This is a genomic window from Bradyrhizobium sp. B117 (assembly GCF_038969555.1).
GTDB lineage: Bacteria > Pseudomonadota > Alphaproteobacteria > Rhizobiales > Xanthobacteraceae > Bradyrhizobium.
The window spans coordinates 5,462,394-5,473,818 of sequence record NZ_CP152414.1; the positions used below are offsets into that span (position 1 = coordinate 5,462,394).

General features: G+C 65.5%; 13 protein-coding genes. 4 read left to right on the forward strand and 9 right to left on the reverse strand.

What is annotated here, in order from left to right:
* Nucleotides 1-19: 19 nt before the first annotated feature.
* Complete coding sequence (locus AAFG16_RS26855; RefSeq protein WP_342730128.1) at nucleotides 20-523, reverse strand: cupin domain-containing protein; 504 nt, start codon at nucleotides 521-523, stop codon at nucleotides 20-22.
* Between the two features lie 21 nt (nucleotides 524-544).
* Entirely contained in the window at nucleotides 545-1,024 is a 480-nt protein-coding gene (locus tag AAFG16_RS26860; RefSeq protein ID WP_342730129.1) for a carboxymuconolactone decarboxylase family protein, read from the reverse strand.
* 54 nt (nucleotides 1,025-1,078) lie between these two features.
* Here AAFG16_RS26860 and AAFG16_RS26865 point away from each other — a divergent pair, with 54 nt between their 5' ends.
* Complete coding sequence (locus AAFG16_RS26865) at nucleotides 1,079-1,609, forward strand: MarR family transcriptional regulator (protein WP_342730131.1); 531 nt, start codon at nucleotides 1,079-1,081, stop codon at nucleotides 1,607-1,609.
* Here AAFG16_RS26865 and AAFG16_RS26870 read toward each other — a convergent pair.
* From AAFG16_RS26870 to AAFG16_RS26880, 3 genes are all read right to left on the reverse strand, one after another.
* The gene (locus AAFG16_RS26870; protein ID WP_342730133.1) at nucleotides 1,606-1,797 is read right to left on the reverse strand and encodes a hypothetical protein; all 192 of its coding nucleotides are present in this window, start codon (nucleotides 1,795-1,797) and stop codon (nucleotides 1,606-1,608) included. The two genes, AAFG16_RS26865 and AAFG16_RS26870, sit on opposite strands and share 4 nt — an antisense overlap.
* 85 nt (nucleotides 1,798-1,882) lie before the next feature.
* A complete protein-coding gene (locus AAFG16_RS26875; protein WP_342730135.1) occupies nucleotides 1,883-2,134 on the reverse strand; it encodes a hypothetical protein in 252 nt (83 codons plus the stop codon).
* A 61-nt stretch (nucleotides 2,135-2,195) separates the two neighbouring features.
* The gene (locus AAFG16_RS26880) at nucleotides 2,196-2,450 is read right to left on the reverse strand and encodes a hypothetical protein (RefSeq protein ID WP_027557921.1); all 255 of its coding nucleotides are present in this window, start codon (nucleotides 2,448-2,450) and stop codon (nucleotides 2,196-2,198) included.
* Nucleotides 2,451-2,572: 122 nt separating this feature from the next.
* Here AAFG16_RS26880 and AAFG16_RS26885 point away from each other — a divergent pair, with 122 nt between their 5' ends.
* Entirely contained in the window at nucleotides 2,573-3,802 is a 1,230-nt protein-coding gene (locus AAFG16_RS26885) for a lytic murein transglycosylase (protein WP_342730138.1), read from the forward strand.
* Nucleotides 3,803-3,859: 57 nt separating this feature from the next.
* Here AAFG16_RS26885 and AAFG16_RS26890 read toward each other — a convergent pair whose 3' ends face one another.
* The 3 genes from AAFG16_RS26890 to recJ form a co-directional block, all read right to left on the reverse strand.
* Nucleotides 3,860-4,657, reverse strand: a complete 798-nt coding sequence (locus AAFG16_RS26890) for an aldolase (protein ID WP_342730140.1) — start codon at nucleotides 4,655-4,657, stop codon at nucleotides 3,860-3,862.
* Nucleotides 4,658-4,753: 96 nt separating this feature from the next.
* Entirely contained in the window at nucleotides 4,754-5,563 is an 810-nt protein-coding gene (locus AAFG16_RS26895) for a glucose 1-dehydrogenase (protein WP_342730142.1), read from the reverse strand.
* Between the two features lie 69 nt (nucleotides 5,564-5,632).
* Nucleotides 5,633-7,474 carry a single-stranded-DNA-specific exonuclease RecJ gene (recJ, locus tag AAFG16_RS26900; RefSeq protein ID WP_342730144.1) on the reverse strand — a complete coding sequence of 614 codons (1,842 nt, stop codon included), beginning with the start codon at nucleotides 7,472-7,474 and terminating at the stop codon, nucleotides 5,633-5,635.
* 283 nt (nucleotides 7,475-7,757) lie between these two features.
* On the opposite strand from recJ, the gene AAFG16_RS26905 reads away from it, so the two are divergent.
* Entirely contained in the window at nucleotides 7,758-8,834 is a 1,077-nt protein-coding gene (locus AAFG16_RS26905; protein ID WP_283079387.1) for a methyl-accepting chemotaxis protein, read from the forward strand.
* A gap of 113 nt (nucleotides 8,835-8,947) precedes the next feature.
* Here AAFG16_RS26905 and AAFG16_RS26910 read toward each other — a convergent pair whose 3' ends face one another.
* Nucleotides 8,948-9,934 carry a helix-turn-helix domain-containing protein gene (locus AAFG16_RS26910; protein WP_342730147.1) on the reverse strand — a complete coding sequence of 329 codons (987 nt, stop codon included), beginning with the start codon at nucleotides 9,932-9,934 and terminating at the stop codon, nucleotides 8,948-8,950.
* 476 nt (nucleotides 9,935-10,410) lie between these two features.
* Between AAFG16_RS26910 and AAFG16_RS26915 the strand changes: the two genes are divergently transcribed.
* A complete protein-coding gene (locus AAFG16_RS26915; RefSeq protein WP_342740979.1) occupies nucleotides 10,411-11,424 on the forward strand; it encodes a formylglycine-generating enzyme family protein in 1,014 nt (337 codons plus the stop codon).
* The last annotated feature ends 1 nt before the right edge of the window (nucleotide 11,425 follow it).

The window sequence follows — 11,425 nt, forward strand, 5'->3', positions numbered from 1 at the left end:
GCGGCCGGGTCCTTACAAATCACTCCAGATACGTCGTCAGCTGCGCTCCCTCGTCCGCAACGAACACCGCGATCAATTCCGCCGGCTCCGTGGCGCTGGCATTGGCCGAGACCAGATGCGTCGAGCCTGGCGGCTCGAAGAAGGACTGGCCGACGCCGAACGTCTCGACCGGGCCGCCGCCGAGTTGGGAGCGGATCTCGCCCTTGGTGATGTAGGCCGTCACCGAACCGGCATGCCGGTGCGGCCGCGAGAAGCCGCCGGGGCCGTAGAACACGCGCACGATGGTGACGCGCTTGCCCGGCACGTCGGGCAGCGCGTAAGAGCCGATCGGCTCGACCTTGTCGAGCGGAGAGCTCTCCGCCGCGGTGGCGCAGAGCGGCGCCAGCGCGCCGGAAACGGTGTCCATCGTCACCGGCAGCGCTCTGCCGATCGCAAGCGCGCAGGCAAGTCCGCCGACGACGGCCAGCGCCGTCGCGCGCGATGGCACCGGGCGCAGCGTGGTGGCCAAATCCATTGCTGTCATGACAATCTCCCCTTGTTGCGATCAGGATGCCGCGGCATGCGCCGCGCCCGGCCGCTTCGCCGGCGTCCAGCGAAATGCCGCGCCAAAACGGTTCCAGACGTTGATCGAGGCGACCGCCGAGGTCAGATACGTCAACTCCGTCTCGGAGAACTCGCGGCTCGCCTCCGCGTAGACGTCTTCGCCGACGCCGTCCGGCAGCAGGGTCAGCGCTTCCGCCCAGGCGAGCGCCGCCCGCTCACGCGCGGAAAAGATCGGCGCCTCGCGCCAGACCGCGACCAGATGGAGCTTGTCGGCGGGCACGCCAATCCGCTCCGACAACAGGACATGATGCTGCACGCAAAAGGCACAGCCATTGATCTGCGAGGCGCGCAGCTTGACCAGCTCGAGCAGCTGCTTGTCGAGGCCAGCCTTGGCCGCCACCTGGCCCAGGGCGAGCACCAAGTCGTACGCATCGGGCGCGATCCGCTTGAAATCCTCGTATTCACTGCGGGCGTGTGACATTGCCGTTCACCTCGTGCTATTGTAAGTGCGCTTACATCTTATAAGAGCTCTTACATGCCACGCAAGTCTGCCGACATCACAAGATCGAAAACCGCGCGCAAGAGTCCGGCGGACGCCGTGCGCGTGCCTGCTCCCGGCGAGGGCAAGCGCGGCGAAGAAGGCTATCTCGGCTATCTCCTGCGCCAAGCCCATGCCGCGGTCCGGCTGACGATGGAGCGGACGCTCGCCGATCTGGGCGTGACGTCGCCGCAATTTGCGGTGCTGACCATGCTCAAGGCCTATCCGGGTCTGTCTGGAGCCGATGTCGCCCGCCTCACCTTCCTGACCCCGCAGACGGTCGGCGTGATCATCCGCAATCTCGAACGCGACGGCGCCATTGAGATGACGCCTCATCCCGTCCACGGCCGCATCCAGCAATGGACGCTGACGCCGCGTGGCACGAAGTTGCTGACGGCATGCAGGGAGCGCGTGATCGCGCTGGAGAAGCGCCTCGCTCGAAATCTGGATGGCGACGCTGAAACCATGGTCCGGCGCTGGCTCGCCGGCATCGCAGCCGATTTGCAGGAAGATCAGGACGAGGCCTAGTCGCCCCCGCCTCCTCCGTCGCCACCGCCGCTGTCACACCCGCCGAGATCTGGGAAGTCGCCGCCGGAGGCGCCGTCACCATGGATGCCGCGGCCAAAATTCTCGGCGATGATCATCAGAATCACGACGAACAAGCCGGCCCCGAAGGGCCAGGGATTGGCACGGATGATGTCGAACAGCTCCCGCATGCGCGCATTCTGCGCAGAGGGAAACGAACCGACCGTAAAGCGCCGGCTAAAATTTGGGAGATATGCAGCGATGCGGATGGATGACCTATCCGCCCTTCAACGATTTCTTAACCTCGCCGTCGGGCCAGGTCTCGCCTGCGGCGATCACCCGGACGCGGCTTTGGTCGGCGGCATTCACCAGCACATGCGAACTCACCCGGTCGCGGCATCGCTCCAGGTGCAAATCCGTCTCGGGCTTCCAGCTCAGCGTCGTCGCGAGATCGCCAGGGAAAATCTGCCACTGCGATCCGTCATCCAATTGGACGACATGGCTTTCCGCATGCGCGCGTATCTTCATTTCACCCCGAATGCTCGATGAACAGATTGTGGCCCCGGCGATCCGCCGGGGCCGTGCGCCGTCAGTCGTTGTCGTGATGAATCACGGTCTTGCTGCGATTGCCGAATTCATCTTCCTTCTTGATGACAGTGGTGCGGTCTGCGGGCGCACGCTCCTTGATGACGGTCGTGCGGTCGCGATCACGGTCGCGGTATTCATGGGACTGGCCCACCGTCACGCCGGCGCCAACCGGACCGACGTGAACGCCGACTTCGTCCGCAAATGCGGGGGCCGCGATCGCAGTGACCATGGCGGCGGCAAACAGATATTTCCTCATCTTCTCCTCCTCATTGTCGTGTAGGGAATGCGATAGTGCGACAGTTTGTTCCGGGCGAACGGGCTGTTCCCGGCGTTCCGGGAACCGAGTCACATGCGCGATTTTCCGGCTAGAATGGCATCATGAAACAAGCTGATTCCTCGTCCCCTCGCAGCCGCCGCACCCTACTGAAATCCGCGCTCGGCGGAGCCGCCCTGCTCGCCTCGCCTGCGCATGTGCTCGCGGCGCCTCCGGGCTTCGACGAGTGGCGCGAGAGCTTTCGCGCCCGCGCGATGGCCAAGGGCATTTCGGCCGCGACATGGCAGCGCGCGATGGGACGGGTCGAGCCGGACATGAGCGTGTTCAAGCAGATGCGCAACCAGCCCGAATTCCACGAGCAGGTCTGGCAATACATCAATCGCCGCGTCTCGGATTGGCGTATCATCAACGGCAAGATCGCGCTGAAGAACAACGAGGCGCTGCTCGCGCGCATCGAGCGCGACTTCGGCGTCGAGCGCGGCACGCTGCTGGCGCTGTGGGGCGTCGAGTCCGCCTATGGCGATCCCTTGGTGCAGCAGAACCACATGACGCCGGTGTTTCCCTCGCTCGCCGCGCTTGCCTGGAACGAGCCGCGCCGGAAGGCCTATTGGGAGACTGAGCTGATCAACGCGCTGCGCATCGTCGACAAGGGCTGGAGCACGCCCGAGGAGATGAAGGGCTCGTGGGCCGGCGCGATGGGGCATTCGCAATGGATGCCGGAGGTCTGGCTCAATGTCGGCATCGACTATGACGGCGACGGCAAGGTCTCGCCGTTCGGCAAGCCCGACGATGCGCTGGGCTCGACCGCAAAATATCTCGTCAATCGCGGCAAATGGCATCGCGGCGAGCATTGGGGCTACGAGGTCCGCGCGTCCGGCGAGGCAAGCGGCAGCCGTACCTATGCGGCGTGGCAGGCGGCCGGTGTCTCCCGTGCCGATGGCCAGCCGTTCCCGCAGCCCAATGCGTCGGCGCAGATGTGGACACCGGTTGCCGGCGGACCGACCTTCCTCCTCGGACCGAACTTCTATTCGGTGAAGAGCTACAATCCCTCGATGAATTATGCGCTGGCGATCTGCCATCTCGGCGACCGCTGTCTCGGCGCGCCGCCCTTCATCCAGCCCTTCCCCGGCTCCGAGCGCGCGCTGACGCTCGCCGAGGTGCAGGAGATGCAGACGCGGCTAACCAAGGCCGGGTTCGACACCGGCGGCACCGACGGCCGCGTCGGCAACGACACCATGAAGGCGATCAAGGATTTTCAGCAGCGCGCCGGGATCATGCCGGCCGATGGATATGGCGGGCTCAAGGTGCTGGCGAAGCTGCGGCAGGGGTCGTAGGCACCCCGTCATTCCGGGGCGCGCCGCTTGGCGCGAGCCCGGAATGACGCCGAGAGTTCAGTGCCGGTACTGCGGCTCTTCCGCATCGAGCTGCCGCCGGATCGCGGCGAGGTGCAGCCGCGCGGATTCGGAATCGCCCTCGCGCATCTGCCTGTAGGTCTCGGCCGCAATCGTGGGGTCGACCGGCAGAACCTTGCGCCCCGTCGACATCGCCAGCACCTGCACCTCGGCGGCGCGCTCGAGATAATAGAGATCGTCCCAGGCTTCCGCGATGGTCGGCGCCAGCACCATCACGCCGTGATGCTTCATGAAGACGATGTCGGCTTCCCCAACGGCGGAGGCGATGCGCGCGCCCTCGCGGTTGTCGAGGGCAAGGCCGTTATAGTCGCGGTCGACCGCGGTGCGGCCGTAGAACTTCAGCGCGGTCTGGCCGGCCCAGATCAGCGGATCGCCCTCGGTCATCGACAGCGCGGTGGCATAGGGCATGTGGGTGTGGAACGCGACCTTGGCGCGCGGCAGGCGCTTGTGCATCTCGGCATGGATGTAGAAGGCGGTTGCCTCCGGAACGCCTTCGCCGTCGAGCACGTTGCCGTGAAAGTCGCAGATCAAGAGCTTTGACGCGGTCAGCTCGCGGAAGGCGTAACCATAGGGGTTGACGAGGAAGAGATCGTCATGGCCCGGCACGACGGCCGAGAAATGATTGCAGATGCCTTCCTCAAAGCCGTTGCGTGCGGCCATGCGGAAGCAGGCGGCGAGGTCCTCGCGCGCAGTGCGGATCGCGTCGGTGGCAAGGTCCGGCCGGTTCGAGCGGACGGGCTCAGGCGCGGAAGACGGCGAATGAAGGCTGTGCGCCATGGCGAAGGACACCTCTGTCGGTCGGAAGCTCCCAGCGTTCTACAGGGGCCGCGCCTGCACGTCAGCCCCTGCGACCGCCACCCTGCCCTGCGCGTCTCACGCTCGACGCGGCACTCCGCCGGCATTCATGCCGCCGTCGATGACGAGCTCGCTGCCGGTGACGTAGCACGAGGCATCGGAAGCCAGATACAGCACGCCAGACGCGATCTCCGCAGCCTGGCCGGCGCGGCCGAGCGGGGTTGCGACCCTGGCCCGTTCCTCCGGATCGATCGGCGCATTGCCCTGGTTGCCGGTCGCGCCGGTCGGAATCTTACCCCAGATCGGCGTGTCGATGATGCCGGGGTGCACGGAGTTGACGCGGATGCCGTCACCTACTGCGGCGCACTCCATCGCGATCGACTTGGCGAACAGCCGCACGCCGCCCTTGGTCAGCGAATAGGCTGACAGCCCGGGCGCACCGCGCAGGCCCGCGAGCGATGACATCATCACGATCGAGCCGCCGCCGGTCTTGCGCATCAGGGGCAGGCAGTGCTTGACCGAGAGAAACACGCCGTCGAGGTTGATCGCGTTCTGCTTGCGCCAATCGCCGAGCGTCATGTCGACGATCGAGGGCACGGCAATGCCGATGCCGGCATTGGAGACCATGATGTCGAGCCGGCCGTAGCGCCTCGCGATCTCGGCGACGATCTCGATCCAGCGCTCCTCGCTGGTCACGTCCTGCTCCAGGAAGATCGCCTTGCCGCCGGCCTTGGTGATGCGCTTTTCGAGCTCGGGGCCTCTGAGTTCGTCGATGTCGGTGATGACGACTGTGGCGCCCTCGCGCGCGAACAGCTCGACAATGGCCTCGCCAATACCTGACGCGCCGCCCGTCACCAGCGCGACCTTGCCCTCAACCTGCCCTGCCATGTTCACTCCCTTTCTTTTTTGTTGTTTGAGCGATCTATTTTTGACGCATGGGCCCCGCCGGATCTTGCGTTATCTGATCACGGATGGGCCCTGGTCCGGTAGCGCGACGTCGAGGACGCGGAATTGCACGCGCTCGGCGCCCTGGTAGCGGTCGACCGACAGTGAGCCTGCGACATGCAGTTGCTGGCCGCGATTGGCGAGCAGCGCATTGCCGAGCTTCTGGCCGACCGCACGGAATGCGATGCCGTTGACGATCGAACCGTCGCCCGACTTGAAGCGCAGCCTCAAGTGCGCCTGCCCGACCTCGTCGGCAAAGACGAGCTGATGCCCCGGCAGCGCCAGCACCGGCTCCGGGTTGCCGCTGCCGAACGGCCCCGCGCGGTTGAGCGTCGTCGCCAGCTCCGTCGTCACCGCGCGCGCGGAGACCGCGCCGTCGATATCGAGCTCGTTGACGTGGCGTGCTTCGGCGACATCCGGCCCCAGCGCACCTTCGAGATAGGCACGGAATTCGGCGAGCTTCTCCTTGCGCAGTGTCACGCCCGCAGCCATCGCGTGGCCGCCGCCCTTCAGCAAAATGCCGTCGGTCACGGCCTGCCGCACCGCCTTGCCGAGATCAACGCCCGCGATCGAGCGGCCCGAACCAGTGCCGATGCCGCCGGGCTCGAGCGCAATGGCAAAGGCGGGGCGCAAGAATTTCTCCTTCAGGCGCGAGGCGACGAGCCCGACCACGCCCGGATGCCAGCCTTCGGACGCCGTGACGACGACGCCGAGCTTGTCCTCCAGCCCGATCGAAGCCAGCGCCTCCGCTTCGGCCTGCGCTTCCGCGGCCTGCTCGATGATGCGGCGCTCGCTGTTGAGGCGGTCGAGCTCGGCCGCGATCCGCGCCGCCTCGACGCTGTCCCCTTCCAGCAAAAGCCGCACGCCGAGATCGGCGCGGCCGATGCGGCCGCCGGCATTGACGCGCGGACCCAGCATGAAGCCGAGATGCCAGGCCTCCGGCGGGCCGTTGAGCCGCGCGACGTCCATCAGCGCGGTGTGCCCGACATGGTCGCGCCGCCGCATCGCGATCAGGCCTTTGGCGACGAAGGCGCGGTTCAGACCAATGAGCGGCGCGACATCAGCGACCGTGCCGAGCGCGACGTGATGCAGCATGCCCAATAGATCGGGCTCGGGCATCTCGGCATTCCAGAAGCCGCGCTGGCGCAGCTCGCGATTGACCGCGACCAGCGTCACCAGCACGAGGCCGACGGCGGCGAGATGGCCAAGACCCGAGAGATCGTCGAGCCGGTTCGGATTGACCAACGCATCGACCTCCGGCAGTTCGTCACCGGCTTGGTGATGGTCGATCACGACCACGGACATGCCGAGGCGCTTTGCTTCGGCGAGCGGCTCGATGCTGGTGGTGCCGCAATCGACGGTGACGAGCAGCGTGGCACCCTTGGCCGCCAGTCCGCGAACCGCTTCGACGTTGGGGCCGTAGCCCTCAAAAATGCGGTCAGGGATGTGGATCAGCGGATCTAGTCCGCAATGGCGCAGGTGCCAGGCCAGCAGCGCCGCCGAGGTCGCGCCGTCGACGTCGTAGTCGCCGAAGATCGCGACCTTCTCGCCCCTCGCCGCCGCGTCCGCGATCCGCTTCGCGGCCGCCTCCATCTCCGTGACCGTGAACGGATCCGGCATGAGCTTCCGGATGGTCGGATCGAGGAAGTCGGCGACCGCGTCGATATCCACCCCGCGGCCCGCCAGCACCCGCGCCAGCAGTTCCGGCAATTGATGCCGCTGCACGATGGCGAGCGCCTTGGCCGCCCCGCGCGCGTCCAGCCGGTCGCGCCAGAGCTTGTCGGTGAGCGAGCGCGCGACACCCAGGAACGCGTGGGGCGTCTCGACGGGCAAGGCGGTGGCGGGCGGTGTCATGGATCGAAATTGGCTTGAGGAACCCGGAGCCGGACACAGGGCGATACGGTGATCGGCTGACAATGACGATTGACCGGGAATTCCCTGGTGTTTGCAATGTCCCCGCCGCACAAAGCGGTGGATTGCCGCTTTGCTGCGCCGACTGACTATCATTTGGGCAATCCGCGGAACAGCAAATTAAGCAGGCGTTAGGCGGAATCCTCGAAAAAGAATTGTATTAGATCTGTGAGTTGTTGTTCCGGGTTCATTGCAGATCAGGCCTCATTGCCAAGGGAAGTCCCCGATGTCTGCTGCGCTGGGTCTCAAAGCCAAGCCGATCGCCACCGAACCCGCCGACGACGATTCCGACATCTCCGCGCTGATCAACCGCCTCACTGCGGAGGTCAACCAGATCGCGGTCGACAAGACCAAGGCGATCCAGCAGATCACCAACCAGATGAAGATGCTGGCGCTGAACGCGCTGATCGAGAGCTCGCGCGCCGGCGCGCAAGGTGCCGGCTTTGCCGTGGTGGCGCAGGAGGTGCGCGGCGTCGGCCAGCAGGTCGAGACCATCGCACGCGAGCTCGAGACCCAGCTGACGAAACGCACCGGCGATCTCGTCGCCTCGATCGACCGCATGAGCCAGCGCTCGCGCGGCGAGCGCATGGTCGACCTGTCGCTCAACGCGGTCGAACTGATCGACCGCAACCTCTATGAGCGCACCTGCGACGTGCGCTGGTGGGCAACCGACTCCGCCGTGGTCGATTGCGCGGCCACGCCTGCTCCGGCGGCGGTCACCCACGCCTCGCAGCGGCTCGGCGTCATCCTCGGCGCTTACACCGTCTATCTCGACCTCTGGCTCTGCGACCTCGACGGCAACGTCGTCGCCAACGGCCGCGCCGACCGCTTTCGTGTCGTCGGCCAGAACGTCGCCCATACCAAATGGTTTCGCGAGGCGCGAACCCTTCGCTCTGGTGACGACTATGTCGCCGGCGACGTCGAGAACCAGCCGCTGCTCGGCAACGCGCAGGTCGCGACCTACTGCGCCAGCGTGCGTGCCGGCGGAGAGGCCCACGGTGAGCCGATCGGCGTGCTCGCCATCCATTTCGACTGGGAGCCGCAGGCGCGTGCTATCGTGCAAGGAGTCCGCGTCGGCGACAGCGACAAGGCCCGCGTGCTGCTGGTCGATTCGAACCTCCGCGTGATCGCCGCCTCCGACGGCCAGGGCATTTTAAGCGAACGCATTGCGCTGTCTCTCAACGGCCAGCGCTCCGGCTTTTACCACGACCGCACCGGCACGATGATCGCCTTCCACGCGACGCCGGGCTATGAGACCTATCGTGGGCTCGGCTGGTACGGCGTGATCGTCTGCGGGGCGTGAGCGAACGCCGGCGAAATGGCCGGCCCAAACAAAAACCGCGAAAACAACCCCATGCACAGTAGCGAGCGCGTTGCTTTCGTTGGTGTTCTACGCGCCATCGACACGTCAGAGCGCTAGGCTCGGGCGATGCCGGCTCGTTGTGCCGGCAACGCGGCAACTCCGAGTGTCTGCGACGGGCGCTCCCCAAACACTGCAAAGTAATATTGCGCGAACCGGCCGAGTTCGTAAAAGCCCTGCTCCATCGCGACGGCCGCCACGGTGGTTGAGCCGGGCGCGCTCTCGCGCAGGATGGAATGAACGGCGCAGAGCCGCTTGTGCCGGAGGAAACTGACCGGGCCGAGGCCGAACACCTCCTGAAAGGCGCGGTGCAAGGTGCGCCGCGACACGCCCAGCGCCGCGCAAATTTCCGACACGTGCACCGGGCGTGTGCCGGCTTCGTCGAGATAATCCTCAACCCTGCGGATCATCCGTCGCGCCGAAGGCAGCCAGCCGCTGTGGTCAGGCGGCAGCGACGACATGACGTTGGCCGCCATGCATTCGACGATCGCTCGTTTCCAGAACTCGGCGGTCGAGGGCGTCAAGCCGTCCTGGTTCGTCCGCAGATGCGACATGATCCGGACCAGGCGACGCGAGGCAATCGTACCGGTCTCGGGATCCGCCCGAAAATGGCCGCGGCTGCGCCAGGTGTCGGGATCGCTCAGTCGCGCCTCGCCGCCGAACAGCGAGGCAACCCCATCGAGGTCGAAGCGCATCGCGGCGTAAGCGGACGCGCCGTGGAAGACGCCGTCATGCTCGAGCAGCGGCGGGATCACGAGCACGTCGTTGAGCTGCATGTCGAACGACCAGTGCGCAACGCGCTCCTCAGCCGCGAGCAGCATGCCGATGATCAGCTTGTCGTCGCTGGAGACGCGCTGCGTGCGCATGCCGACGTTGAAGGCGCCGATGCTGAGAGAGAAGTCTCCGATACCAACATGCGACAACGTCCCGCGCAGCCGTCCGCGTCCGAGCTGCATCACGTCGACATGCGAGCCGTGAACGGCCTGGTGAAGTCCTTCGAAACCGTCGAGCTTGCGCGAATCAACCAGAAGGAACTGCCCCATGGCCGCACCCTGTGACTCAAGCGCGACAATTCTGCGGCATGCAGCGGTGCGATACCACCACAACGCGAGATGGATGCGACAACCCGCCTGCGCGTTTTGATACAAACGCTATCGAAATCCGGCGAGCGAAATTGCTGCGTCCGACGCTAGTTGCTGCGATTTGTAACATGGGGCGTTAAGTCTCACCCACTGCTTCAGCGTACTGGCACAAACTGCACATCACAGCCTCCCATTCTTCGGATACCGTTTGCAACCTCAGCGATATCAATCGGAAGCGCTCTGTCGATGGCGGAGCGCACGCGGTGGGGTTTTTGCCGCGTGGTGGAAGCCGTGCGTAAAGGAAAGAGCGGTTGACGCAATACCGCGTCTTCCTCTCCAAGAGCGCCGAGAATAAGGGGGCCAGACAATGCGTCCAGCGTACAGGACCACGCGCCGTCGTCGGCATCTGCCACCTACGCCGTAGCGTCGGGTCCACCATGCTGCGGGCGGACCTCGATCATTGTGAGTGGTTGCCGGACGATGCGAAGACCGGCGAGATGGTCTTCATTCCCGGCGGAACCTTTCGCATGGGATCCGACCATCATTATCCCGAGGAGGCGCCGAGCCATCGCGTTTCGGTCGACGGCTTCTGGATCGATCGCACACCCGTCACCAACCGGCAGTTCAAGCAGTTCGTCAACGCGACCGGCCATGTCACGGAAGCGCAGATCGTTCCAGACCCCAAGGACTATCCCGGCGCCCTGAAAGAGATGCTCTACGCGGGATCATTGGTGTTCTCGCCGCTGCCGCGCATCACCGATCTCGCCGACTGGAGCCAGTGGTGGTCTTTCATGCGCGGCGCCAACTGGCGCCATCCTTACGGTCCCGGCAGCAACATCAAGGGCCTCGACGATCATCCGGTCGTGCACGTCTCCTACAGTGATGCGGCAGCCTATGCCCATTGGGCCGGCAAGGAGCTGCCGACGGAAGCCGAATGGGAGTTTGCCGCGCGGGGGGGCCTCGAAGGCGAGGAGTTCGCCTGGGGCGATGCTCTGATGCCGGGCGGCAAGCACATGGCCAATATCTGGCAGGGGAACTTCCCCGTCCAGAATCTCGGCGAGGATGGGTTCAAGCGTACCTCGCCGGTCATGGCCTTTCCGCCGAACGGCTACGGTCTCCACGACATGATCGGCAATGTCTGGGAGTGGACATCCGACTGGTGGTCGGCCCGACACATCGCCGAGGCTGCAAAACCCTGCTGCATCCCGAAGAATCCGCGCGGCGGCCCCGAGGATGCGAGCTTTGATCCATGTCAACCCGACATCCGCATCCCGCGCAAAGTCTTGAAGGGCGGCTCGCATCTGTGCGCGCCGAACTATTGCCGCCGGTACCGCCCCGCGGCGCGCCATGCCGAGCCGGTCGATACCTCGACCAGCCATGTGGGATTCAGGTGCGTGGTGCGGCTACCGGTTGGCGTTCGTCACGAGCAGGAAGGACGTGCCGCAACGTAGG